The following is a 23622-nucleotide window of genomic DNA, read 5'->3' on the forward strand; positions in this document are numbered from 1 at the left end:
CCCCGGGGAGGGGAAGGGGGTCAGCGGGGGTCGTCGGTGACCCGGGTCGAGCCGTCGGGCAGGCGGGTCACGGTGAAGGCGTCGGCCAGGTCGCCGACCGCCAGGTCGGTGCGGGCGCGGTCCGGTCCGAGTCCGGCGACGTAGGAGCGGTACATGAGGCGGTCGGCCTCGACGCGGATGCTCTGCCAGGTGGCCACCTGGTCGTGGGCGACCTCACGGATCGCGCCGTTGCGGGTCCAGTTGTTCCGGTCCGCGGTGTCCAGGTCGTAGAACTTGGCACCGGCGTGCGACACCACGAACACCGGCCCGCGGTCCGTGGCAGCATCGGTGTCGAGCCGACCCCGCGCGTACGCGTGGTCGTGGCCCTGCAGCACCAGGTCGACGTCGTACTGCTCGAGGATCGGCAACCAGGACTCCCGCAGCGCAGCGTTGTTGCGGTCGGCGCGGGCGGCGAACATCGGTTGGTGGAACGTGACCACGGTCCACGGCATCGGGTTCTCGGCCAGCGTCCGCCGCAGCCACGCGGTCTGGGTCACGTCCCGACCGTCGAGGTTGGAGTTCGCGTCCAGACTGACGAACCGGACCCCGCCGAGGTCGGCGAACCAGGCTCCCTCGCTCTGCCCGACCGGACCGTTGTCCGGCAGACCGAAGTGCCCGAGGTAGGCCGTCATCCCCGGGTCGCCCCAGAGCTCGTGGTTGCCCGGTGCGCTGAGGAGCGTCGAGGAGGCGGCGTGCGGTCCGAGCCCGGCGAACCACGCACCCCACTGGCCGTCGTCGTCCGCCAGGTTGACCAGGTCTCCCGCGTGGACCTGGGCGCGGGCCTGGGGGTGGGCGTCGAACGCGGCCTCCGCGGCGGCCGGCCACGCCTCTCCGAGTCCCTCCTGGGCGTCGCCGAAGTAGAGGAACGTCCACGGGTCGTCGGCCGTCACGGTCGTGAACTCGAACCAGGGCGACCAGACCCCGTCGCCGCCGACCCGGTAGCGGTAGGTCTGCCCAGCCGCCAGGTCGTCCACCACGGCGGTGTGGTGCCGTGCCGCCGGAGCATCGCGGCCCGGCCGGACGACCTGCGACCTCATGGCCGCGACCCGTCGGGTCGGCCCGCCGGGCGTCCCGATCTCGACCGCGCCCTCCGTGACCGGTTCCGCGGTGCGCCAGGTGACGCTCCGGGAGTCGGGGGAGGCGCCGGGGTTGAGGACGACCCGGTCCGGCGCGGTGCCCGGGGCGACGGCGGCGGATGCGCTCGGCGTCGTGTCGACCGCCACCGCGACACCGACCAGACCGGCGCCGACCAGGACGGTGAGCACGGTCAGGTGGCGCAGGGTCCTCACGCCCGCGACCCTAGGTCGCTCACGGGCACCGGCGGTGAACACCTGGTCACGGGGTCCCGAACGCGGTCCGACCGATCGATGCCGGCCACAGGGTTGCACTGACCATAAGGTGGGGTTAGAGTCAGGAGTACCTGAAGGAGGTGGCCGATGTCGACCGACGTGCTGGCCGGACCCGTACCGGCGACGGACCACGTGACCGTCGCCGTGTCGACGGTCATCTTCGCGCTGCGTCCGCACCCCACGACGGGGGTGTCCACGCTGTGGCTCCCGCTCGTCCGGCGGATCCGCGAACCGTACGAGGGCCAGTGGGCCCTGCCGGGCGGACCGCTGGAGTCCGACGAGGACCTGGTCACGTCGGCGCGCCGCACCTTGGAGCGCACCACCGGTCTGGACCCTCGCCACCTCGAGCAGCTGTACTCCTTCGGAGCGGTCGACCGGTCACGCGCGGGCGACGAGCAGCAGTGCCGCGACCGGGTCGTGTCGATCGTCTACTGGGCCCTCGTGCGGGCCGAGGAGGCCGAGCGGGCGGTGAACGGGCAGAACGTGCGGTGGTTCGTCGCCGACGAGGTGCCGGAGCTGGCCTTCGACCACAACGCCATCGTGCGCTACGCCCTGGCCCGACTCCGCAGCAAGATCACCTACTCGCCGATCGCCCACGCCTTCCTCGACGACGAGTTCACGCTCGCCCAGCTGAGGGCCGTGCACGAGGGTGTCCTGCTGCGTCCTCTCGATCCGGCGAACTTCCGCCGGCAGGTGCTGGCCTCCAGCTCGGTCGAGCCGACGGGGCAGTTCCTGACCGGCACCAGCCACCGACCGCCGGCCCTGTACCGGTCGCTGTCGCGTCCCACCCACCAGCCCGAGGAGCAGGCATGACCACCGACACCCGATCGGTCAACCAGACCATCACGTCCGACCCGTCCTCCAGCTGCGACGTCGAGCTGGCGGCCGGCCCGTGGGAGTTCGACCTCGTCGCCGGCTACGGCCCCGGGGCCTCCGAGGACGACGTCATCCCCGACCCCGTCGTCCGTCCCGGACAGCTGCCGGCCGCGTACCAGCGGATGGACGAGGAGGACCTGCACGCCCGGATCCGGGCCGCCAAGGAGTCCTTGGGAGACCGGCTGGTGATCCTCGGCCACTTCTACCAGCGCGACGAGGTCGTGCGGCACGCGGACTTCGTGGGTGACTCCTTCCAGCTGGCCAACGCGGCGCTGACCCGACCCGACGCCGAGCACATCGTGTTCTGCGGCGTGCACTTCATGGCCGAGACCGCCGACATCCTGGCCAGGCCCGACCAGCACGTGATCCTGCCGAACCTCGCGGCCGGCTGCTCGATGGCCGACATGGCCGACGAGGACTCCGTCGAGTCCGCGTGGGAGCAGCTCACCGAGATCTACGGCACCGAGCCCGACGCGTCGGGCCGCCAGCCCGTCATCCCCGTGACGTACATGAACTCCTCGGCCGCGCTCAAGGCCTTCTGCGGCCGGCACGGCGGGATCGTGTGCACCTCCTCGAACGCCTCCACCGTGCTGGAGTGGGCGTTCGAGCGCGGGCAGCGGGTGCTGTTCTTCCCCGACCAACACCTCGGCCGCAACACCGCCAAGGCGATGGGCATCGAGCTGGACGCCATGCCGATGGTCAACCCCCGCAAGCCGCTGCTCGGTCAGACCGAGCAGGTCCTGCGCGACGCCGAGGTCCTGCTGTGGCCGGGCTTCTGCTCGGTGCACAAGCGGTTCACCGTCGCGCAGATCGAGGCTGCCCGCGCCCAGCACCCGGGCGTCAAGGTCGTGGTGCACCCCGAGTGCCCCATGCCGGTCGTCGACGCTGCTGACGCCGCCGGGTCCACCGACTTCATCCGCAAGTTCGTGGCGGCGTCCGAACCCGGTGACGTCATCGCGATCGGCACCGAGATCAACATGGTCAACCGGTTGGCCGCCGAGTACCCGGACCGCACCATCTTCTGCCTGGACCCGGTGGTCTGCCCGTGCTCGACGATGTACCGGATCCATCCCGGGTACCTGGCCTGGGTCCTCGACGGCATCGTCGAGGGCGAGGTCCGCAACGAGATCGTGGTCGATGCCGAGGTCGCCACCCATGCCAAGGTCGCGCTCGAGCGCATGCTCGCGGCGCTGCCGAAGTAGATCGGAGGGTTCTGCTCATGACCCACCTCATCGTGGTCGGATCCGGCGTGGCCGGACTGACCTGTGCTCTCGAAGCGGCCGCCGCCGGCTTCGAGGTCACCCTGCTCGCCAAGGCGCGGCTCACCGAGAGCAACACCCGCTACGCGCAGGGCGGCGTGGCGGTCGCTCTCGCCGACGTCGACAGCCCCGCGTCCCATCTGGCCGACACCCTGGCCGCCGGCGCCGGTCTGGGCGACCCCGACACGGCGGGCATCCTGTGCGCGGAGGGCCCGACCGCGATCCACGAGCTGATCGGCCGCGGGGTGCAGTTCGACCGTGACGGCGACGACCTCGCCCACGGTCTGGAGGCGGCGCACTCGCACCCGCGCATCCTGCACGCCGGGGGCGATGCCACCGGCGCCGGGATCGCGTACGCCCTGGTCGACCGGGTGCGCGCTGCCGCGGTGACGATCCTCGAGGAGACCACCGTGGTCGACCTCGTCGTCGATGGCGAGCGCGTGGTGGGCGTGCGGCTGCTCGACGGTCGCGACCTGCGGGCCGACGAGGTGGTGCTGGCCACGGGGGGAGCCGGGCAGCTGTTCCCCCACACCACCAATCCCGAGGTGGCGACCGCCGACGGCATCGCCATGGCCCTGCGCGCCGGGGCAGCCGTCGCGGACCTGGAGTTCTACCAGTTCCACCCCACTGCCCTGGTCGCCACCGACAGCTTCCTCGTCTCCGAGGCGGTCCGCGGCGAGGGTGCGGTGCTGCTCGACGCCGCCGGCCGCAGGTTCATGACCGACGTCCACCCCGATGCCGAGCTCGCGCCGCGCGACGTGGTGGCGCGAGGTATCGCGGCCTGCATGGCCGACCAGCCGGGGGTGCCCGTGACGCTCGACGCCACCGCGCTCGGGCCCGACTTCCTCGCCCGCCGGTTCCCCACGATCGACGCGGCCTGCCGCGCCCGCGGGTGGGACTGGTCCACCACCCCCGTCCCGGTCGCGCCGGCGGCGCACTACTTCATGGGCGGTGTCCGGACCGACGCATGGGGCCGCACCTCCGTGGCGGGGCTGTGGGCCGTCGGTGAGGTCGCCTGCAACGGCCTGCACGGCGCCAACCGGCTCGCGTCCAACTCGCTGCTCGAGGGTGCCGTGTACGGCGGCAGGGTGGTCGAGGCGCTCCTCGCCCGACCCGCGGCCGAGCCCCGGGATCCGCAGTGGGCCGAGCCGGTGGTGGTCGACCTCGCCGACACCGAGGAGGCGGCCGAGTTCACCCGGGCCGACCTGCAGGAGCTCATGTGGGACGCCGTGGGGCTGAGCCGCGATGCTGCCGGTCTGGCCGAGGCCCGCCGCGTGCTGCGCAGCTGGCGTGCACCGGCGGTCTCCGACGTGAAGTCGGCCGAGGACGCCAACCTGCTGCTGGTCGCCCGGGCCATGGTCGACGCCGGCGCGGCGCGGGTCGAGTCACGCGGCGGGCACTTCCGCACCGACGCGCCGGACACCGACCCGGCCCAGGCCCTGCACTCGGTGCTCGTGCCGGCCCGGGCCATGGTGCCGGCATGACGCTGGAACGCCGGCAGATCCGGCGGGTCGTGGAGATGGCGCTCGACGAGGACGCACCGTCGGGCGACCTGACCTCCCAGGTCTTCGTGCCGGCCGGGGCCATGGCCGTCGCCGACCTCGTGGCCCGTGAACCGGGGGTGTTCGCCGGACGTGAGGTGTTCGAGGTGGCCATGACCACCCTGGACCCCGCGGTCGAGGTGCGGACCCACCTGGACGACGGCGAGGCGTTCTCCGCCGGCGACCGGCTGGCCCACGTCGAGGGTCCCGCGCGTGCGGTCCTGCAGTCCGAGCGGGTGGCGCTCAACCTGCTGCAGCGGATGTGCGGGATCGCCACCTTGACGGCGCAGTACGTCGCGGCCGTCGACGGCACCGGGGTCCGGGTCGCCGACACGCGCAAGACGACGCCGGGGCTGCGGGCCCTCGAACGGCACGCGGTGCGGTGCGGTGGTGGACACAACCACCGGTTCTCGCTGTCGGACGCGGTGATGGCCAAGGACAACCACCTCGCCCTCATCGGTGACCTCACGGCGGCGATCAGGTCCGCCCGTGCCGCGCTGCCGCACACGACCCACCTGGAGGTCGAGGTCGACCGCATCGCGCAGATCGAGCCGGTGCTCGCCGGCGGTGTCGACACGATCATGCTCGACAACTTCACGCCCGACGAGCTCCGCGAAGGCGTCGCTCTGGTCGCCGGACGCGCCGTCGTCGAGGCCAGCGGGGGTGTGACCCTCGACAGCATCGCCACGATCGCCGCCACGGGGGTCGACGTCGTCAGCGTCGGAGCGCTCACCCACAGCGCACGGGCTCTGGACCTGGGCCTGGACGTGGTCCTCACCGCATGATCTACCTCGACGCCGCCGCCACCTCGCCGGTGCGCCGCGAGGTGATCGAGGCGATGTGGCCGCACCTCACCGGCGACTTCGGCAATCCGTCGAGCCACCACGAGGTGGGGGAGTCCGCACGCCGTGCGCTGGACGCGGCGCGGGCCGACGTCGCACGCTTCCTCGGCTGCCGGCCCGGTGAGGTCGTGTTCACCGGCGGCGGCACGGAGGCGGACAACGCCGCGGTCAAGGGCATCACGGCTGCGTCGACCCGCGGACGACACGTCGTGGTGTCGGCGGTCGAGCACCCGGCCGTGCTGGAGTCGGCGCACCACGTGGCACGCACGGGGGGAGCGCTCACGGTGCTGCCGGTCGACGGCGCCGGCCGGGTCGACCCCGCCGACCTCGAGCAGGCCCTGCGCGACGAGACCGCGCTCGTCAGCATCCAGCACGCCAACAACGAGGTCGGCACGGTCCAGCCGGTCGCCGACCTCGCCGCGGTCGCCGCGGCGAGGGGCGTCCCGTTCCACACCGATGCGGTGCAGACCGCCGGCTGGCTCGACCTCGACGTCGGCGCCCTGGGCGTGCAGGCCCTGAGCCTGTCGGGCCACAAGCTGGGCGCGCCCAAGGGCATCGGGGTGCTCTACCTCGCGCGCCGCACGCCGTTCGAGCCGCTGCTGCACGGCGGCGGGCAGGAGTCGGAGCGCCGCTCGGGCACCGAGAACGTCGCCGGGGCGGTCGGCCTCGCGGCGGCCGTCCGCCTGCTCGACGTCGACACCGCGTCCGTGGTGCGCCGGCGCGACGCGTTCATCGAGCGGGTCCTGGCCGAGGTGCCCGTCGCCCGCCTCACGGGTCACCCCACCGAGCGGCTGCCGGGCAGCGCGTCGTTCGTCTTCCCGGGCCGCAGCGGGGAGTCGATCCTGCTCGACCTGGAGCGGCGCGGCATCGTCTGCTCCAGCGGGTCGGCGTGTGCCGCCGGCAGCGACGAGCCCAGCCACGTGCTGATCGCGATGGGCCTGGAACCCGAGGTCGCGCAGACGGCCGTGCGGTTCAGCTTCGGCCCGCACGTCACCGACGACCAGCTGGCTGAAGCGGTGGACGCTCTGGTGGCCAGCGTCGCCTGAGGTAGTCTGAGCACGGTTCGTACCCGACTCGGGGGAGTTGATCGTCATCGCTGTTCGCGGCCCGGCCGGCCTGCTGCTGGTCGCCCTGCTCGTGCTCGCCGGCTGCTCGTCGGCCCAGGACGACGACCCGCCGGAGATCCTGCCGACCGCGTCAGCCACCGCCGACGGCCCGCTCGGGCTGGTCCCGACCGAACCGCCGGAGCGCCCCGACGACGAGGAGTCGGAGGCGGGCGCCGCCGAGTTCGCCGCCTACGTGGCGCAGCTGACCTTCTACGCGTTGGGCTCGGGCGACAACGATCCGCTGACGGACATCGCCGACCTCGAGCTGTGCGACCTCTGCGGCGACTACGCCCAGAACAGCGGGACCCGCCAGGTGTCGGCCGATCCGTTGACGGTCGCCGACCCGCTGGTCACCGACAACGGCGACGGTTTCATCAACGTCCAGCAGATCGTCACCTATCCCGACGGCCAGGAGATCGATCCCGACAGCGGAGACGTGCTCGAGGAGCTCGAGACCGGGCAGCGCAACATGTCGGTCAATCTCCGGTGGGACGACGGCCGCTGGCAGCTCCAGTCGTTCAGCTTCCCCGAAAGGGCCCCCGCATGACCCGTCGCACCGTCACGACCATCGTCGCCTGCCTGGCGCTCGCCGCGGCTTCGCTGCTGGGTGCGTCCGGCGCGTACGCCGACTGGGACGCCGAGGGCGACGGCGACACCGTGATCATCGAGGGGTCCCAGCCGGGCTCCACGGGCAGCAATCCGGGCGGCGGCACCGTCGTGTCCGTCCCTCAGGAGTGGACCGAGACCTACCGCGTTCCGGCGTGCAGCCCGAACTCGGTCTCGCAGGACGCCGAGGGCAACACCATCACGTACGCTGACGTGCTGTGCACGGCGTGGTCCGCGTGTCCTGGGGACGGCGAGAACCGCTGGTTCGTCTACACCCGGGTCCATCCGGTGGAGGGCCGACCCACCAACTGGGCGTTCCAGGGCTCCGAGTGCCGTGCGGCGTCGCAGGGCTCCGAGGGCGGCCCGGTCCAGATCACCGAGGCCGACGTGCTGGAGGCGGTCCGTGAGACCGCCCCGCGTCCGGTGGTCAACGCCGAGCCGACCCCCGTGACCTACGTCAACGTGCCGACGAACTTCTCGACCACGGCCGCCGGCGAGACCCGGACGGTCACGGTCCTCGGCGTCGCCCTGCAGGTGCAGTTCGAACCGACCACCGCCACCTGGTCGTTCGGCGACGGATCCTCCGCCACCGGGGCCGGCATCGCCGGGGCCGCGGTCGGCGCCCCCGGGGCCGTCGAGCACCAGTACCGCCGGGCCGGCACCCGACAGGTCTCGGTCACCCAGGCGTACACCGTCACCGTCGTCGTCCCCGGTGCGCCCACGATCACGTTGGGGACACCACTGACCACCACGAGCGACCCCTTCGCGCTGGAGGTGGGCGAGATCCAGTCGCTCGTCACCCGGGTGCGCTGACCTCAGGTTCGCCCCTGCCCCGGAGGTCGCCTAGGATGGCGCTCGGCCGTGTCACGTTCGGGGGACGCGCACGGCGCGCGAGACGACTGCATTCCCCCGAACACCAGAACCGGGGAGATCGTCGACGATGGCCACCGACACCACGCGGGTTGCGTCCACCACCGAGCAGGACCGTCAGCGTGACCGCGCCGCCCGCGGGATCCGCTCCCGTGAGCGCGCCGCCGGGGGAGCCGACCGGCCCTCCCCGCCGCGGCGCCGGCGTCCGGCTCTGGCCGCCCTCGCGGTGCTCCTCATCGTGGGCGGAGCGGCCCTCGCGGGTCTGCTGGCCCTCCGGCTGGACAGCCGCGAGCCCGTCCTGGTGCTCAACCAGGACGTCTCCGCCGGCACCGAGATCACCGCCGACCTGCTGACCACCGCCGACGTCGCCAGCAGTCCGCTGATGCTGGTGCGGGAGAACCAGGTCGACCAGGTGCTGGGCACCTACGCCCGCACCGGCCTCTCCGAGGGGCAGCTGCTCGACACCTCGATGCTGACCCGTGAGGAGCCGGTCTCGGCGGGTGACGTCCGGGTCGGGTTCACCCTGACCCCGGGTCGGGTCCCGCCCGACCTGCGCTCGGGCGACGAGGTCCGCCTGGTGCGTCTCGGCGACGGGACCCAGCCGGCCGAGGCGCTGGCCGTCGGGCTCGTGCTGAGCGCCAGCTCGCCGACCGACGGTGGCGGCGGCCTCGGCGGCGACATCGCGAGCGACGGTTTCGGCACGGTCCTGGTGGCCGAGGGGGCCAGCGACGCCGTGGTCGACGCGGCCGGCCGCGACCTGCTCGGCGTGACCGTCGTGCGGCGCGGCGTCGCGATCGACGACGCCGACCTGCGGGTGCTGGGGGCGCCCTCGTGAGCCTCGTCTCCTTCGTGTCCGCCAAGGGCTCGCCCGGTGTCACCCGCACGGTCACCGGCCTGGCGACGGTGTGGGGCGACCCGGTCGTCGTCGCCGATCTCGACCCGGCCGGCGGCGACCTCGCCCTGCGGCACCGGGGCGAGGACGGCACACCCCTGGATCTGGACCACGGCGTGGTGTCGCTCGGTGCCGCCCTGCGGCGGGGCGACGCGGCGGACCTCCACGACCACCTGCAGCACACCGAGGACGGGCACCATGTGCTCGTGGGCGTCACCTCGCCGGGCCAGGTCCAGGGCCTGGGCACCTCGCTGCCCCACATCGCCACGACCTTGCGGTCGGCCGGCGAGGACGTCCTCGTCGACGGTGGCCGGTTCTCGCCGGGGTCGCCGGTCACGCCGGTGGTCGAGCGGTCATCGGCCCTCGTCTTCGTCGTGCGCTCGGAGGTCGAGGCCCTGGCTCACCTGCGGGAGCGGCTCACCGCCCTCGCCGAGCCGCTGCACCTGGGCGCCGTCGACGGACTCCCGACCGGCGTCGTCCTCGTGGGGGATCCTCGTGACGGCCGCAGCGCCAAGGACGTCGACCAGCTCCTGGGATCGGCCGGACTCCCGGTGAGCGTGCTCGGGGTGGTGGCCCACGACCCCCGCACGGTCCGCGGCCTGTCGGCGGGGTCCGTGCGCCACCTGCACCGCACCTCGTTCATCCGCTCCTTGCACGACGTCGCGGCGGGCGTCCGCTCGCTGGCGGCGAGCCGCTCGCGAGCCGTCGAGGGGGCGAGGTGACCATGGACCAGCAGCTGCTCCGCCGCCTGCGCGAACAGGTCGCCGACACCTTGTCGCGTCAGCGGCGCGAGGATGCCACGGCCGGCCTCCCGCCGATGACCAGCGAGGACGAGCGCCAGTTCGCGCGCGCCGTCATCGCCCGCGTGCTGGAGGCGCACGCCCGCACCGAGATCGCGGCCGGCCGCACGCCGCCGGACCGCGGTGCCGAGGAGGAGCTCGCCGACGGCATCCACGCGGCGCTCTACGGCGTGGGCCGGCTGCAGCCGCTGCTGGACGACCCCGAGGTCGAGAACATCGACATCAACGGGTGCGACAACGTCTTCGTCGGCTACGCCAACGGCGAGGAGCGGCGTCTGCCGCCCGTCGCGGAGTCCGACGACGAGCTCGTCGAGCTGGTCCAGGTGCTGGGCGCCTACTCCGGCCTCACCAGCCGGCCGTTCGACAGCGCCAACCCCCAGCTCGACCTGCGGCTGCCGGACGGCAGCCGGTTGTCGGCCGTCATGGGCGTCACTCCACGGCCCTCGCTGTCGATCCGTCGCGCCCGGTTGAGTCGGGTGAGCCTGGACATGCTCGTCGAGAGCGGCACCATGTCGCCCGACCTCGCGTCGTTCCTGTCCGCCGCGGTCGGTGCGCGCAAGAACATCATGATCGCGGGAGCCACCAACGCCGGCAAGACGACGTTGCTGCGCGCCCTGGCCAACGAGATCCCGCCCGACGAACGACTCATCACCGTCGAGCGGGCACTGGAGCTCGGCCTCGGCGAGTTCCGCGACCTGCACCCCAACGTCGTGGCCTTCGAGGAACGTCTGCCCAACTCCGAGGGGCAGGGAGCCATCGGGATGGCCGACCTGGTCCGGAGGTCCCTGCGGATGAATCCCAGCCGGGTCATCGTGGGTGAGGTGCTCGGCGACGAGATCGTCACGATGCTCAACGCCATGAGCCAGGGCAACGACGGCTCGCTGTCGACGATCCACGCGAACTCCTCGCTGGAGGTCTTCAACCGCATCTCGACGTACGCGATCCAGTCGACCGAACGGCTTCCGGCCGATGCCACCGCGATGCTCATCGCCGGTGCCATCGACTTCGTCGTCTTCGTCGAGCGACGCAACGAGTTCGCGAGCGGCGGGGGCCTGCGCCGGTTGATCACCTCGGTCCGCGAGGTCAACGGCGTCGACGGTCGGGTGCTGTCCAGCGAGGTGTTCGCCGAGGGGCCCGATGCCATGGCCGTCCCGGCGGCCGCGATCAGCTGTCAGGACGACCTCGAGGCGGCGGGCTACCGTCCGACGTTGTTCCACGAACGGGTCGGCTGACCATGGTCTCCCTCGACCTGCTCCTCATCATCGCCCTCGGTGCCGCCGTGGGCGGTGCCGGCGTGCTGCTGGTGTTCGCGCTGCGGCCGCGGGAGGAGCGCAGCGTCGTCGGACCGCGCTCGGGCGTGCAGCCGGCCCTGCGACGGCTCGGTGCCCGCGTTCCCGGCACCGCCGCGGCGGTGCTGGTCACCCTGCTGCTCACCCGGTGGCCGGTCCTCGCGGCGGCGGCCGGTGCCCTGGTGTTCTTCGGTCCGGCCCTGTTCGGCGGAGCCGCGCAGGAGAAGCGGGCGATCGCCAAGCTCGAGGGCCTCGCGGCCTGGACCGAGTCCCTGCGCGACACGATCGCCGGCGCGGTCGGCCTGGAGCAGGCCATCCCGGCGACCGCCTACGCGGCCGCACCCTCGATCGCGCCCCAGCTGACGATCCTCGCCGATCGGCTGCGGGTCCGCACGCCGCTGCCGGTGGCCCTGCAGCGGTTCGCCGACGACCTGGACGATCCCAGTGCCGACCTCATCGTCGCCGCCCTGATGCTCAACGCCAAGCTGCGCGGTCCCGGTCTGCGGGACGTCCTCACCTCGCTGGCCGACTCGGCCCGCGAGGAGCTGGAGATGCGACGCCGGGTCGGTGCGGGCCGGGCGAGCACGCGCCGCAGCGTGCAGATCGTCATGGCGATCTCGATCGCCTTCGTGTTCGGCCTGACGCTGTTCAACCGCGACTACGTGGAGCCGTTCTCGTCGGCGCTGGGGCAGGTCGTGCTCCTGGTGGTGATGCTGTTCTTCGTGGCTGGCTTCGCCTGGATGCGCCGGTTGTCGGACTTCGAGCTGCCCGACCGGTTCCTGTTCACCGCCGGGACGCAGGAGGCTCGCCGATGATCCTCGTCCTCGCCTGTGGCGCGCTGGCCGGAGTCGGCGCCCTCCTGCTCGTCCTGCAGTTCGACCACGGCACCGGCACGGCCGCCGCCGAGCTGGCCCGTCTGGACGCCGCCCGGCAACGCTCCACCCGCACCACCACCCTCACGGCCGACCGCCGGCACCAGACCGAGTCGCAGCGACTGCGCCGGGTCGGGTCCACCGTGAGAGCAGGCATGGAGGCCCGGGGGTGGAAGGTGCCCGCCGGGGTCCGCGCCGACCTCGCCGTCATGGGCCGCTCGGTCGAGACCCACCTGGGCATGTCGGTGCTCGCCGGGGTCGCCGGCCTGTTCGCGCCGGCCGTGGCGCTGTCCCCGCTCATCTACGCCTTCGACCTGAGCCTCACCATCCCGCTCTGGTTGGCCCTGGTCGGTGGCGCCGGTGGCTTCGTGCTCGCGACGGCTCAGCTGTCGACCGAGGCGAAGGAACGTCGCCGCGACTTCCGCCATGTCGTCAGTGCCTTCCTCGACCTGGTGTCCATGAACCTGGCCGGCGGTCGCGGTGTCCCCGAGGCGCTCAGCGCCGCGGCCGGGCTCAGCGACGGGTGGGCGATGGTCCGTCTCCGCGACGCGATGGAGTCGGCGCGGCTGCAGGGCGTCACTCCGTGGGCCGCGCTCGGAGACCTCGGTGACGAGATGGCCGTCAAGGAGCTGAGCGACCTCGCAGCGGCCCTGGCGCTGGTGGCCGAGGACGGCGCCAAGGTCCGTCAGTCGCTCGCCGCCCGTGCCGCCTCGATGCGTCAGCGGGAGCTGACCGACGCCGAGGGCCGGGCCGAGCAGCAGTCCCAGTCGATGCTCGTCGCCCAGCTGCTGCTCTGCCTCGGATTCCTGCTCTTCCTCATCTACCCGGCGATCGCCAATGTCGTCGGTGTCTGAACCCCTCACCCCCGGAGGTACTCCATGAAGAACTACGACCGACTCGTGAACCCGGCCTCGACGCTGGGTTTCCTGATGACCTTCCTCGACGTCCAGCGCACGCGCGTCCGTGACGAGCGTGGTGCCTCGGCCGTCGAGTGGGTGCTGATCGCGGCCGCCCTGGTCCTCATCGTGGGTGCGGTCGTCGCCGTCCTGCGCGACGCGATCGAGGGTCGCGCCGAAGACGTCGGCAACCAGATCCGCTGACCGTGCGGAGGCGGCGGCCCGAGGAGGCGGGGGTGAGCTCGATCGAGCTCGTCCTCTACATGCCCCTGCTCATGACCGCCATCCTCATGACCGTGCAGTTCTCGCTCGTCTACCTGGGCAACCAAGCGGCGTCGGCCTCGGCCCGTGAGGCGGCTCGGGTCGCCCGGGTCACCGGCGACGCCACTCAGGGGCAGGCCAAGGGGGAGAGCCTCGCGCGCGACCTCGGGCGAGGCGTGCTCGACGACGTCGACGTGCAGGTGGTGCAGATCGACGGCGACCGGATGCGGGCCACCGTCTCCGGTCGCGCACCGGGGATCCTGCCGTTCCTGACCCCGCCGCGCGTCAGCGACTCCGTGCAGGGCCCCATCGAGCAGTTCGTGCAGGACGCACCATGAGGGCGCCGGTGCGTCGGCGGCGCGGGGACGAGCGGGGGTCGATGGCGATCGAGGTGGTGCTCCTCGTGCCGATCCTGGTCATGTTCCTCCTGCTCGTCGTGGCCGCCGGCCGGTACGTCACCGTGCGGTCCGACATCGACTCCGCGGCGCGCGACGCCGCGCGGGCGGCCTCGCTCGAGCGCACTCCTGCGGCCGCCCGGGCGGCGGCCCAGCAGGTGGCGGCCTCACAGCTGCAGGGGTACTCCGACTGCCAGGTCGCCCGCATGGGCGGCTCGTTCGTCTCGGGGGGCGTCATCGACATCACGTTGGAGTGCCGGGTCAGCAACGAGGGTCTCGGCCTGATCGGGCTCGGCGGCAGCCTGCAGATCTCGGGCGATGCCAGTGCCCCGATCGACACCTACCGGAGGACCGGATGAGGCGGCCCCGGGAGGAACGGGGTGCGGCCACGATCTTCGTGCTGGGGCTCTCGGTCGTGCTCCTGCTGTGCGCCGGGCTGGTGGTCGACGGCGGACTCGCGATCAACGCCCGGATGGCGGTCGCCGACGATGCCGAGCAGGCCGCGCGGATCGGCGCCGACTCCATCGACGTGGCCGCGCTGCGCGCCGGCAGCGGGATCGTCATCGACGCGGGGCTGGCGACGCAGCGGGCCGGAGCGTTCCTGGCGAACCGCGGCTACGGGGCAGGGCAGGCGACCGTCGTGGTCGACGCCGCCAACGGCGCCGTCACCGTCGAGCTCCGCGACACCACCACCACCCTGATCCTGGGCCTGGTGGGCATCAACCAGTACGACGTCAGCGCCGGGGCCACGTCCACCCCGAACACCGGACCCCAGGGGGCACCATGACCGAACCGTCGACGCACCACGAGCCGGTCTCCACCGACCCGGCCCGATTCGCCCGACCCGCACGGACGGCGCCGCCGCCGCGTCGTCGCGGCCTCGAGGTCGTCGGCTCGCTGCTCGCCCTCCTCGGGCTCGTGGTCGGCGTCCCCGCCGTCCTGATCGCGTTGTCCGGCCCGCCGCCGATTCCCACGTCGGTACCCTCGGCCCGCGACTTCGCCCAACAGCTGAGCGTCGAGGACCTCGTGATGCTGCTGGTCGCCGTCGTGTGGCTGGCCTGGTTGTACTTCCTGGTGTGTGTGGCCGTCGAGGTGGTCGCCGCCCGCCGCGGCGGACTCGCGCGCACCGTCCCGCTCGCCGGTCCTCTGCAGAAGCTGGCGCAGGTGCTGGTCGGCACCCTGCTGCTGACCGGACTCATGGCCACCTCGGCGCAGGCGGCCACGACGGACCACGCGCCCGCGCCGGCCCATGTGGCGAGTGCGGTGGTCGAGGCCGATGCGCCCACGCCCGCCCCCGACACCGCGACCGAGACCGCCGCCCAGGAGTCCGACCTCGCCGACCAGAAGGTCTACACCGTCAAGGCGCCGAACAACGGGTACCACGACAACCTGTGGGACATCGCCGAGAACCACCTCGGCAGCGGACTGCGGTACAAGGAGATCTACGAGCTCAACAAGGACCGGGTCCAGGCCGACGGTCGCCAGCTCGAGCTGGCACGGCTGATCCAGCCCGGGTGGGAGCTGGTCATGCCGGCCGACGCGCTGGGCATCGCGCCCGTCGCCGCACCCGACGCCGCACCCGCGCCGCCGGCACCGACGCCCGTCGACGGGGCCGTCGAGCCCGGCGACGCCGGTTCGACGGATCTCGCCTCGGACGGTTCGGGCGTGCAGGGCGCGTGGTCAGGGGGTGCCGGACTCGTGGCGGCGGGAGTGATCGCGGCCCTGGCCCTGCGGCGGCGCTCCACGATCGGCCGCCGGCCGGACGACGAGGCGCGCGTGGTCGAGGACGAGCTCCTCGTCGCCGCGACCCTGCGACGGGCCACGGGGCTCGACCGGGTCCTGCGGTCGCTGGCCGCCGACTGCCGACGCGCAGCGGTGGGACTGCCGCCGGTGTACGCGGTGGTCGTCGACGAGCGGGCGGTGGAGCTGCGCCTCGCACCGGCGGTCCCGGAGGCGGTCGACGGATGGACCGTCGACGACGAGGGCCGCGTCTGGCGACGTGAACTGACCGACGACGTCTCCGGCACCGTCGACGACATCGCGCCGTACCCCGGCCTGGTGAGCCTCGGCGTCGACGACGACGGGCGAGACGTGCTGGTCGACCTGGAGGCCGCCGGCGGCGTCATCTCCCTCGGCGGCGACCCGTCGATCGCTGCCGAGATCGCCGCGTCGATCGCGGTCCAGGCTGCCACCGCGCCCTGGGCGCGGACCATGGCCGTGATCGCCTCGGACCTGCCCGACGACCTGCGCGACATCGCCCCGGACCGGCTGACCTCTGTCGACGACCTGGGCGCCGCCCTGGCCGACCTCGAGGCCAGGGTCGACGGGCTGCGCGAGGACGTGCTCACCGGTCGCATGCGGCGCCGTTCGCCCCAGGCCACCCACCTGGTGGTGGCGGGCAGCAGACCCACGCCGGAGGTGTCCGAGCGACTGAGCGCCCTGGCCGGGGACCGGCGGCAGTCCCTGTCGGTCGTCGTGGCCGGCGCGCACCCGGCGGCGCGGTGGCGCCTGCACGTCGACGAGCACGGCTCCCTCACGGTCCCGGCCCTCGACCTCACCCTGGCCGCCAGCCGCATCAGCCCCGCTCAGGCGTCCGGCATCGCCGAGCTGTTCACCGCGGCCGAGGACGCGCGGCCCGACGCCACGGACCGGGTCGAGGTGCAGACCCCGCTGCGGCGTCACGTGGACGCCGACTGGAGCACGGCGGGCCTGCGGGTCGGGGTGCTCGGCGTCCTCACCGTCCAGGGCACGGGTGACCTTCCGGCCGACCGGGCCGCGGTCGCGACCGAGCTGACGACCTATCTCGCCCTGCACCCCGAAGGTGTCCACCCGACCGTCCTCGCCGGCGTGCTGTGGCCACGTGGCGTGACCGCCGACGTTCGCGACGCGACCATCGAGCGGGCCCGCGCGTGGCTGGGCTCGGCACCGGACGGCAGCCACGTGCTGCGGGCCGACGCCGACGGCCGCCTGTCGCTGTCCGACGACGTCGTCTGCGACTGGGACTGCTTGCGCAACCTGCTGGTGCAGGCCCACGGGTCGTCGACGACCCGCGACGAGACGGAGCACCTGCGACGTGCCCTGAAGCTGGTGCGCGGAGAGGCCTTCGCGGGTGTTCCCGAAGGACGGTACGGCTGGGTCGCTCGTGACGACACCGCACGGACCATCCTCGGTGTGGTGGTCGACGCGTCGCTGCGGCTGGCGGCGCTGGCCGGCGACGACGGCGACCACCCCGGTGTCGTGCAGGCCGCCGAGGCAGGGTTGCGGGCAGCCGCGGCCAACCAGGCGTTGTGGCGGGTGCTGCTGCGCGCCCGGCACGCCGAGTCCGGCGTGGCGGGGGTGCAGAAGACCCTGGACGAGATGAGTGTCGCCCTGCACGGGTTGGCCCTGGAACCCGAGACCGAGGCCTTGGTCGAGGAGCTCCTCCCGTCGAGCGGGTCCCTCGCCTCCGGCAGCTGACCGGCACCTCCCCGCTGGGAGTGACGTTTCGGCCCCGAGATCACCGATTCCGGGGCCGAAACGTCACTCCCAGCGGGAGGGTGACCCGGGTCAGGCGATCAGGGGGACCTGGATGGTGACCAGGGCGCTGTCGCCGAGGTTGGCCAGGACGCGGCCCGCCTGTGCGGGCGCACCGATGGAGCTGCGCGGCATCCGCACACCGATCAGCTCGCCGTCGCTGGTGCTCTGCGGGGCGATGACGACGCCCTGGCGGCCCTTCAGGTCGACCTGCCAGCCGCTGAAGCCGCTACCGATCTCGCTGGAGTCACCACCGACCACGATGGCCCGACGGTGATCGGCGGCGGTGCGCTGCAAGGACTTGAGGTAGTCCTTCGCGTCGACGTCCTTGAGCAGCTCGCCGTCGTCGACGATCAACACGACCGGACCGTCCCGCAGCTCGATCAGCGGGCGCAGCTCGTCCTCGGCCAGCTCCGCGCCGGTGAGGACCCCTCGGACCCCGTCGCGCCCGGCCAGATCGCGCAGCGGTGAGGGTCGGGGTGCGATGACGACGAGCTCTCCGCCACCGCGGAGGACCGACTCGGCGACGGAGTGCAGCACGGTCGACCGGCCCGACCGCGGTGGCCCGCCGACCATCGCCACCGGCGTCAGGGCGAGGTCCAGTCCGACGGCGGTCAGCTCGTCACCACCCACGCCGACCAGACCCCACAGGGGAGCCGGCTCGGGGTCGACGCGCAGGGCCCAGGCCTCGTCGAAGGTGATCCGCGCCGGCAGCACGTCCACACGGAACGGGCGCGCCGATCGCGGCACCTCGGCGTACCTCTCGGCCGACTCCTGCCCGAGGCGGCGCAGCTCGGCACCCTGGGCCTGGCCCGCAGGATCGGCGTCGAGCAGGGCGATCTGCAGCTCGATCCCGGACTCCGACCGGAACCCCCGGCCCTCAGCGATCTCCTCGGGCATCGAGCGGGGCTGCAGGCCGATGAGCGAGTAGTCACCACGGTCGGGCAGGCGCAGGCCGATCTTGTCCTCGACCATCGAGCCCATCCGCGCGTTGACGAGCTGTCGGTCGCCCGTGATGACCAGGTGGATCCCGGCGGACGCACCCTCGCGGAGGAAGCTGTGGACGATGTCCAGCAGTGCTCCACCGTCGAGCTCGGCCAGGCTGCCGAGGAACCCCTCCCAGCGGTCGATCATCACCACCACGTGGGGGAGTCGCTCACCCTCGGGCACCGACGACCGCAGCTCGTCGAGGTCGGCGAAGCCCCCGGTGGCCAAGACCTCCTGTCGCCGGGCGAGCTCGGCCCGGAGACGGCCGAACAGTCGGGTGGCCCGATCGGTCTGGATGCGCTGCACCACGGCCCCGCAGTGCGGCAGGTCGTCGAGCGGGAGCAGCGCACCGTTGCCGCAGTCGAGCGCGTACAGGTGCACGTCGGCCGGGCTCACGGTCTGCGCGATCGACCCGGCCATGGTGCGCAGCGCCTGCGAGCGGCCGCTGCGCGGACCGCCCACGATCGACAGGTGCGAGAACGTCGAGAAGTCGATGGCAGCGTGTCGCCGGGCCTGCTGCGCCGGCAGGTCCTCGATCCCGAACGGGATCGGGGGCAGCACGGCCGTGTTCGGCACTGGGGGTGCGGCCTCGGTGAGCAGGTCGCCGAGCCGCACGTCGGTCGTCAGTGACGGCAGCCATGGGCTGTGCTGAGGGGCGAGCCCGAGCTCGTCGTTGGCCTCGCGGATCGCCGCGACCAGCACCGTGAGGTCGGTGACCTCGGCGTCGTCCACCACGTCGACCTTCGGGGGAACGGCGGCCGGCTGCGGAAGCTGCGGGAGGTCGATGGGGCTGACCCACGGCGCCGAGGTGGTCGTGACGGTGCCCGGCCGACGGCCGCCGACCCGACCCGACTGGAACGGCACGAGCGAGTTCGCGCCGAGCCGCACGTAGGCCCGTCCGGGCGTGCTCTTGGCGATGTTGCCGGCTTCGGGCGAGTCGATCACGTCCGAGCTCTCCGACCCGTCGGTGACCCGCAGGGCGATCCGGAGGTTGGTGTTGGCGCGGATCTCGGGCGACACCACCCCGCCGGGGCGCTGCGTGGCGAGGATCAGGTGGATGCCGAGCGACCGACCGCGCTGCGCGATGTTGACCAGGCCGGTCACGAAGTCCGGCAGCTCACGCGCCAGGGACGCGAACTCGTCGATGACGATCAGCAGGCGCGGCATCGCGTCCAGCTCGGGGCGCTTGGTCTGCAGGTCGACGTAGTCCTCGATGTCCTTCGCGCCGGCGTCGGCGAGCTGGTGCTCGCGACGGTTCAGCTCCGCGCCGAGCGACACGAGGGCGCGCTCGACGAGGTGGGTGTCGAGGTCGGTGACCATGCCGACGGTGTGCGGCAGGTCGACGCAGTCCTTGAACGCCGCCCCACCCTTGTAGTCGACCAGCACGAACGTCATGCCGTCCGGACGGTTGGCCACGGCCAGCGACGCGACGATCGACTGCAGCAGCTCGGACTTGCCCGCACCGGTGGTACCGGCGATGAGCCCGTGCGGGCCGTCCTTGCGCATGTCGATCGCGAACGGGCCGTCCAGCGAGATGCCGACCACGGCCTCGGTCGACCGGGGGCTGACGGCCCAGCGACCGCGGATCAGGTCCGAGGTCGGTGGTTCGATCGACATGACCTCGGTCAGCCGGCACGCGGCGGGCAGCACCGAGTCGTCGTCACCGCCGGAGATGTCCCGCAGCGGGGCCAGGGCGCGGGCGACGCGGGCGAACCAGGCCGGCTCGACGAGATCGGGCGTGATGTCGTCCACCACGGTGACCTTCTGCTGCCGCAGCGTGACCCCGCTGCGCGTCTGCAGCACGACGGCGCTGGCTTCCTCGGGGAGCAGTCGCTCGTCGGTGTCGAGGCCGATGCTGAAGATCCCGACCGAGGGTCCCTGCTTCAGCAGCGCCACGACGCCGGGCAGCGACCGCAGCCGGCGGGCGCCGTCCAGGACGACCACCACGTCGGCCCAGCCGTGCTCGCGGGTGGTGCGCGACGACGACGCCGCCTGCCGGGCGGCCATCATGGCGGTGAGCTCGGCGATCCGGCGGGCACAGGTCTCGGCGTCGATCCCGATCGTCACCACGGTGTCCTGGCCGGACTGCGGGCGGGCGTGCGGCAACCAGCGGATCCAGTCCCAGGCGTCAGCGCCGTCGGCGTTCGTCAGCACGTAGACCTGCGTGTCACGGGGGCTCTGGAGCGTCGCGAGCTGGGCGACCATCCACGAGGTGAGCCGCCGGGTGAGGTCGTCGTCGCCGGCGATGCCGATGACGCCGCGGTCGGCCAGCGACACGGTGACCGGCACGTCGTAGGCGCGCTGCACGGTGCGGCGGCGATGCTCGAGCTCCTCGGGGTCGTCGACCGTGACCTCGGACTCCAGGTCGCCCACCCCGATCCGCAGCGACAGGTAGTCGGGGTCGGTGGTGCGTCGCTCCCACAGGCGGGCGCGCGGTCCGTGGGCGATCAGCAGTGTGAGCGCGGGGTCGGGCGCCTCCATGCGGCGGGCGATCCGTTCGTCGACCACGGCCTGCTCGACGTCGGCCTCGATACGGCTCTTCTTGTCGCGGTACTCGGCGATCTGCTGACGGTACGTCCGTTTGCCCTGCTTCTTGCCCTGGACGTACGAGCCCAGCATCATCATCGGCGAGAAGATCGCCATGGTCAGCATGTACCACCGGCCGAGGACCACGGCGAGGCTCACGCCCATGATCACGGGCAGCAGCATCACCAGCCACGGCAGCCCACCTCGATCGGACTCCTTCGGGACCGGCGGCAGCTTGAAGGCGGTGTCGCGGTCGGGCGGGAGCAGGCGGGGCGGCCGGTTGTAGTCGATCCACCCGGGGTCCGGGCTGTCCTCCACGGCGGCGTCGGGGGTGTCGACGTGCTCGAGCTCCAGCAGGGTGTCGCCGATGCGCAGCTGCCCACCGATCGGCCAGAGGACCGGCTCGCCGGTCAGCGGTGCGCGGTCGAGCGTCAGCCCGTGGTCGACGTGGGGGACGGACTCCGCGAGCACCTCGGCAGCCCCGTCGATCGCGTGGACCATGGCCATCGCGTGCACGTCCAGGTCGATGACGGCGCACACCGGCGGGATCCGCCCGTCGGTCAGCGCGATCGCGCATCCCGGGTCGGTGCCGATCGTGGAGTCGCCCACGCCGAGCCGGTGGACGGCTCCGGCCCCGGTGCCCGACACCACCCGGATCTCGAGCAGTCCGTCGGGCTCCTCCACGACCGAGGTCGAGACGTCCCCGATCGACAGGACCGAGCCGTGCCGGATCCCGGACTCGGCGAACGGCAGGTCGGGGTCGACCGGTTCACCCCGCAGGAAGAACGTCGGTCGTTCCCCGGCACCGCGCGCCCGCCCGTCGCGACGGGCGGTCAACGAGATGACACCGGCCGTCTCCATCGCCGGCAGGCCGGCTCGCTCCAGGAGGCTGTCGAACACCTCGGACATGGGCGCCGACGCCTCGCCGTCGACCACCACGTGCTGTCTCGACCCCACCCGAGGATCAACCACGATCATCTCGATCCGCATGTACGCAGCATAGGTCGGCGTGCACCCCACCGGATCCGGTAGCGTGAGCGCCGAACTGATCGAGATGTCGGGGGATGACGATGATCACGAGAATCGCGGCGAGTGCTGCCGTCCTGGGCCTCCTGCTCACGGCCGGGTGCGGAGGCGGTGACGACGAGTCGGCCCCGTTGCCCTCGCTCGGTGCGCAGACGCCCGACGAGGACGGCGGGTCGGAGGACCTCCCGACGACGATCGAGCAGGCCAAGCAGATCGCCGTGGCCGACCTCGGCTCGAGCGTCGCCGAGACGGCCGAGGAGCAGGCTGCGGTCGAGGCCTGGATGACCTACTGGGAGGCCGTGACCGAGACCTTCTCCTCCGGCAGCCCGTCGCCGAAGCTCGACGTCGCGACCGGTCAGGCCTCCACCTTCGTCCTCGACGGGCTCAACCAGCTGCAGTCCACCGGCCAGCGGGTGGTCGGCTGGACCCGGACCCACGTCCAGGCGATCGAGGGCAGCGGTGCCGCGACGGTCCTGCGGATCTGCGGGGAGAACTACTCGTTCAACGTCGACGCCGCGGGCGAGCCGACGGAGGAGATCCGTCCCTTCTACGAGATCACCGCCTCCTTGTCGTCCGACGGCCCGCGGACACAGGTCACCGGCTTCGCGGTGACCTACCCGGACGGGAGCTGCCTCGCATGATCGTCTCCGCAACGGGCGCCCGCCGTCCGCACGCCCTGGCCGTGCTCCTGCTCTTTGCGCTGCTCGCCGTGGCCCTGTGCGCCAGCCCGGCGTCGGCCGGTTTCACCGATCCCGGGGGCGAGTCCACAGGCGACGGCTACGTGGCCACGGCGCCGATCAGCATCTCCGGGCAGGTCCCCGGAGGGACGACCGTCGCGGCCTCCGCGCCGGCCCTGTGCTGGTGGGAGCCGATCGCGCTGACCACCGAGAGTGTCGAGGCGATCGCCGGCTTCTTCGCGATCTTCGGCATCGGTGCCGACCTCGCGGCCCTCCAGCAGGTGTACGCCGACCAGGAGGCCACCGGGGAGCAGTTCGGCTGGTACGTCCGCCGGCACCGTGACGGGGCCACCGACGAGCAGCTGGCGGCGGCCGGCTGCAACGGTTTCTCCGGTCCCTACGAGGGCTTGTTCATCGGGTCGTTGATCCGTCCGTTCCCGCCCGGCAACCCGCCGGTCCCACTGCCGGCGCCGGAGGAGATGGCCGCGGTGGCCCTGGAGTACCTGGACCTGCAGCCGGCCGCGTTGGACTGGAACCCGCGAGCGGCGCAGATCGGTGGCGCGACCCTGGTCAACCTGCCCACCTGGCTGTGGGTCACCAACGCCGATGCGGCCGTGGGTGACGCGCAGGGCGAACGCTCCGTCACCGCGACGGCCGGCGCCGGCGGCCAGACCGTGTCGGTCACCGTCACCGCCGTGGCCGGGGCGCTGCAGATCGCGTCGCCCGGAGGCGCGGTGTCGTGCTCGCCGGCCCAGGCCCGCACGGCCTGGGCGCCGACCGTCGCGGAGAACACCGCCTGCGTGCTGACCTTCGACCGCGCGTCGGTGCGGTACCCGGCCGGGTTCCCGGTACGGGCGACGGTCGCGTGGTCGGCCTCGTGGACGGGGTCCGGCCCCGGGGTTCCCGCCGGGGCCCAGCCGCTCGACGGGGTGAGCCTGACGTCGACGACCGAGATCCCGGTCCGCGAGGCCCAGACCCTCGTTCAACGGGTGGGCTGACG

The 23622-nt window shown here is 72.8% G+C and carries 21 protein-coding genes; 19 read left to right on the forward strand and 2 right to left on the reverse strand.

What is annotated here, in order from left to right; all coding sequences use genetic code 11:
- Nucleotides 1–20: 20 nt before the first annotated feature.
- Nucleotides 21–1328 carry a purple acid phosphatase family protein gene (locus tag HMPREF0063_RS03940; RefSeq protein WP_007077364.1) on the reverse strand — a complete coding sequence of 436 codons (1308 nt, stop codon included), beginning with the start codon at nucleotides 1326–1328 and terminating at the stop codon, nucleotides 21–23.
- 147 nt (nucleotides 1329–1475) lie between these two features.
- Here HMPREF0063_RS03940 and HMPREF0063_RS03945 point away from each other — a divergent pair, with 147 nt between their 5' ends.
- The 17 genes from HMPREF0063_RS03945 to HMPREF0063_RS04025 all read left to right on the forward strand — a co-directional run bounded on the left by HMPREF0063_RS03945 (nucleotide 1476) and on the right by HMPREF0063_RS04025 (nucleotide 17349).
- Nucleotides 1476–2201: an NUDIX hydrolase gene (locus tag HMPREF0063_RS03945; protein ID WP_007077365.1), complete on the forward strand. Its 726-nt coding sequence runs from the start codon at nucleotides 1476–1478 to the stop codon at nucleotides 2199–2201.
- On the forward strand, nucleotides 2198–3466 hold the full coding sequence (gene nadA / locus HMPREF0063_RS03950; RefSeq protein ID WP_007077366.1) for a quinolinate synthase NadA: 1269 nt from the start codon (nucleotides 2198–2200) through the stop codon (nucleotides 3464–3466). The genes HMPREF0063_RS03945 and nadA overlap by 4 nt, the downstream gene beginning before the upstream one ends.
- A gap of 17 nt (nucleotides 3467–3483) precedes the next feature.
- Nucleotides 3484–5007 (forward strand): L-aspartate oxidase, encoded by a 1524-nt coding sequence (gene nadB, locus HMPREF0063_RS03955; protein WP_007077367.1) that lies wholly within the window; start codon nucleotides 3484–3486, stop codon nucleotides 5005–5007.
- A complete protein-coding gene (nadC, locus tag HMPREF0063_RS03960) occupies nucleotides 5004–5849 on the forward strand; it encodes a carboxylating nicotinate-nucleotide diphosphorylase (protein ID WP_007077368.1) in 846 nt (281 codons plus the stop codon). The genes nadB and nadC overlap by 4 nt, the downstream gene beginning before the upstream one ends.
- On the forward strand, nucleotides 5846–6952 hold the full coding sequence (locus HMPREF0063_RS03965; RefSeq protein ID WP_007077369.1) for a cysteine desulfurase family protein: 1107 nt from the start codon (nucleotides 5846–5848) through the stop codon (nucleotides 6950–6952). The genes nadC and HMPREF0063_RS03965 overlap by 4 nt, the downstream gene beginning before the upstream one ends.
- Before the next feature lie 37 nt (nucleotides 6953–6989).
- Complete coding sequence (locus tag HMPREF0063_RS15645; protein ID WP_007077370.1) at nucleotides 6990–7559, forward strand: DUF6318 family protein; 570 nt, start codon at nucleotides 6990–6992, stop codon at nucleotides 7557–7559.
- The gene (locus HMPREF0063_RS03975; RefSeq protein WP_007077371.1) at nucleotides 7556–8431 is read left to right on the forward strand and encodes a hypothetical protein; all 876 of its coding nucleotides are present in this window, start codon (nucleotides 7556–7558) and stop codon (nucleotides 8429–8431) included. Before HMPREF0063_RS15645 ends, HMPREF0063_RS03975 begins: the two co-directional genes overlap by 4 nt.
- A 127-nt stretch (nucleotides 8432–8558) precedes the next feature.
- Nucleotides 8559–9323 carry an SAF domain-containing protein gene (locus HMPREF0063_RS15650; RefSeq protein WP_050760903.1) on the forward strand — a complete coding sequence of 255 codons (765 nt, stop codon included), beginning with the start codon at nucleotides 8559–8561 and terminating at the stop codon, nucleotides 9321–9323.
- Complete coding sequence (locus HMPREF0063_RS03985; protein WP_050760904.1) at nucleotides 9320–10102, forward strand: CpaE/TadZ family protein; 783 nt, start codon at nucleotides 9320–9322, stop codon at nucleotides 10100–10102. Before HMPREF0063_RS15650 ends, HMPREF0063_RS03985 begins: the two co-directional genes overlap by 4 nt.
- Nucleotides 10103–10104: 2 nt before the next feature.
- Nucleotides 10105–11412, forward strand: a complete 1308-nt coding sequence (locus HMPREF0063_RS03990; protein WP_211208784.1) for a TadA family conjugal transfer-associated ATPase — start codon at nucleotides 10105–10107, stop codon at nucleotides 11410–11412.
- A 2-nt stretch (nucleotides 11413–11414) separates the two neighbouring features.
- Nucleotides 11415–12284 carry a type II secretion system F family protein gene (locus tag HMPREF0063_RS03995; RefSeq protein ID WP_007077373.1) on the forward strand — a complete coding sequence of 290 codons (870 nt, stop codon included), beginning with the start codon at nucleotides 11415–11417 and terminating at the stop codon, nucleotides 12282–12284.
- Nucleotides 12281–13195, forward strand: coding sequence for a type II secretion system F family protein (locus tag HMPREF0063_RS04000; protein WP_007077374.1), 915 nt, complete (start codon nucleotides 12281–12283; stop codon nucleotides 13193–13195). The genes HMPREF0063_RS03995 and HMPREF0063_RS04000 overlap by 4 nt, the downstream gene beginning before the upstream one ends.
- Before the next feature lie 24 nt (nucleotides 13196–13219).
- Nucleotides 13220–13441, forward strand: a complete 222-nt coding sequence (locus HMPREF0063_RS04005; RefSeq protein WP_007077375.1) for a Flp family type IVb pilin — start codon at nucleotides 13220–13222, stop codon at nucleotides 13439–13441.
- 32 nt (nucleotides 13442–13473) lie between these two features.
- Nucleotides 13474–13836, forward strand: a complete 363-nt coding sequence (locus HMPREF0063_RS04010; RefSeq protein ID WP_245527735.1) for a TadE/TadG family type IV pilus assembly protein — start codon at nucleotides 13474–13476, stop codon at nucleotides 13834–13836.
- Nucleotides 13833–14252, forward strand: coding sequence for a TadE/TadG family type IV pilus assembly protein (locus tag HMPREF0063_RS04015; protein ID WP_007077377.1), 420 nt, complete (start codon nucleotides 13833–13835; stop codon nucleotides 14250–14252). Before HMPREF0063_RS04010 ends, HMPREF0063_RS04015 begins: the two co-directional genes overlap by 4 nt.
- Complete coding sequence (locus tag HMPREF0063_RS04020) at nucleotides 14249–14680, forward strand: hypothetical protein (RefSeq protein WP_007077378.1); 432 nt, start codon at nucleotides 14249–14251, stop codon at nucleotides 14678–14680. Before HMPREF0063_RS04015 ends, HMPREF0063_RS04020 begins: the two co-directional genes overlap by 4 nt.
- Nucleotides 14677–17349 (forward strand): hypothetical protein, encoded by a 2673-nt coding sequence (locus HMPREF0063_RS04025; protein ID WP_007077379.1) that lies wholly within the window; start codon nucleotides 14677–14679, stop codon nucleotides 17347–17349. The genes HMPREF0063_RS04020 and HMPREF0063_RS04025 overlap by 4 nt, the downstream gene beginning before the upstream one ends.
- A 90-nt stretch (nucleotides 17350–17439) precedes the next feature.
- Here the strand turns inward: HMPREF0063_RS04025 and HMPREF0063_RS04030 are convergent, their stop codons facing one another.
- Nucleotides 17440–21909: a type VII secretion EssC family protein gene (locus HMPREF0063_RS04030; protein ID WP_007077380.1), complete on the reverse strand. Its 4470-nt coding sequence runs from the start codon at nucleotides 21907–21909 to the stop codon at nucleotides 17440–17442.
- A 74-nt stretch (nucleotides 21910–21983) separates the two neighbouring features.
- On the opposite strand from HMPREF0063_RS04030, the gene HMPREF0063_RS04035 reads away from it, so the two are divergent.
- Nucleotides 21984–22586 (forward strand): hypothetical protein, encoded by a 603-nt coding sequence (locus HMPREF0063_RS04035; RefSeq protein ID WP_040320076.1) that lies wholly within the window; start codon nucleotides 21984–21986, stop codon nucleotides 22584–22586.
- A complete protein-coding gene (locus HMPREF0063_RS04040) occupies nucleotides 22583–23620 on the forward strand; it encodes a hypothetical protein (protein ID WP_007077381.1) in 1038 nt (345 codons plus the stop codon). The genes HMPREF0063_RS04035 and HMPREF0063_RS04040 overlap by 4 nt, the downstream gene beginning before the upstream one ends.
- Nucleotides 23621–23622: the final 2 nt, after the last annotated feature.

It is taken from the genome of Aeromicrobium marinum DSM 15272 (assembly GCF_000160775.2).
Classification (GTDB): domain Bacteria; phylum Actinomycetota; class Actinomycetes; order Propionibacteriales; family Nocardioidaceae; genus Aeromicrobium; species Aeromicrobium marinum.

Coding starts and splice junctions, on each gene's coding strand:
- HMPREF0063_RS03945 (WP_007077365.1), top strand. CDS start 1,476: ATGTCGACCGACGTGCTGGCCGGACCCGTACCGGCGACGGACCACGTG.
- nadA (WP_007077366.1), top strand. CDS start 2,198: ATGACCACCGACACCCGATCGGTCAACCAGACCATCACGTCCGACCCG.
- nadB (WP_007077367.1), top strand. CDS start 3,484: ATGACCCACCTCATCGTGGTCGGATCCGGCGTGGCCGGACTGACCTGT.
- nadC (WP_007077368.1), top strand. CDS start 5,004: ATGACGCTGGAACGCCGGCAGATCCGGCGGGTCGTGGAGATGGCGCTC.
- HMPREF0063_RS03965 (WP_007077369.1), top strand. CDS start 5,846: ATGATCTACCTCGACGCCGCCGCCACCTCGCCGGTGCGCCGCGAGGTG.
- HMPREF0063_RS03975 (WP_007077371.1), top strand. CDS start 7,556: ATGACCCGTCGCACCGTCACGACCATCGTCGCCTGCCTGGCGCTCGCC.
- HMPREF0063_RS15650 (WP_050760903.1), top strand. CDS start 8,559: ATGGCCACCGACACCACGCGGGTTGCGTCCACCACCGAGCAGGACCGT.
- HMPREF0063_RS03990 (WP_211208784.1), top strand. CDS start 10,105: ATGGACCAGCAGCTGCTCCGCCGCCTGCGCGAACAGGTCGCCGACACC.
- HMPREF0063_RS03995 (WP_007077373.1), top strand. CDS start 11,415: ATGGTCTCCCTCGACCTGCTCCTCATCATCGCCCTCGGTGCCGCCGTG.
- HMPREF0063_RS04000 (WP_007077374.1), top strand. CDS start 12,281: ATGATCCTCGTCCTCGCCTGTGGCGCGCTGGCCGGAGTCGGCGCCCTC.
- HMPREF0063_RS04005 (WP_007077375.1), top strand. CDS start 13,220: ATGAAGAACTACGACCGACTCGTGAACCCGGCCTCGACGCTGGGTTTC.
- HMPREF0063_RS04015 (WP_007077377.1), top strand. CDS start 13,833: ATGAGGGCGCCGGTGCGTCGGCGGCGCGGGGACGAGCGGGGGTCGATG.
- HMPREF0063_RS04020 (WP_007077378.1), top strand. CDS start 14,249: ATGAGGCGGCCCCGGGAGGAACGGGGTGCGGCCACGATCTTCGTGCTG.
- HMPREF0063_RS04025 (WP_007077379.1), top strand. CDS start 14,677: ATGACCGAACCGTCGACGCACCACGAGCCGGTCTCCACCGACCCGGCC.
- HMPREF0063_RS04030 (WP_007077380.1), bottom strand. CDS start 21,909: ATGCGGATCGAGATGATCGTGGTTGATCCTCGGGTGGGGTCGAGACAG.
- HMPREF0063_RS04035 (WP_040320076.1), top strand. CDS start 21,984: ATGACGATGATCACGAGAATCGCGGCGAGTGCTGCCGTCCTGGGCCTC.
- HMPREF0063_RS04040 (WP_007077381.1), top strand. CDS start 22,583: ATGATCGTCTCCGCAACGGGCGCCCGCCGTCCGCACGCCCTGGCCGTG.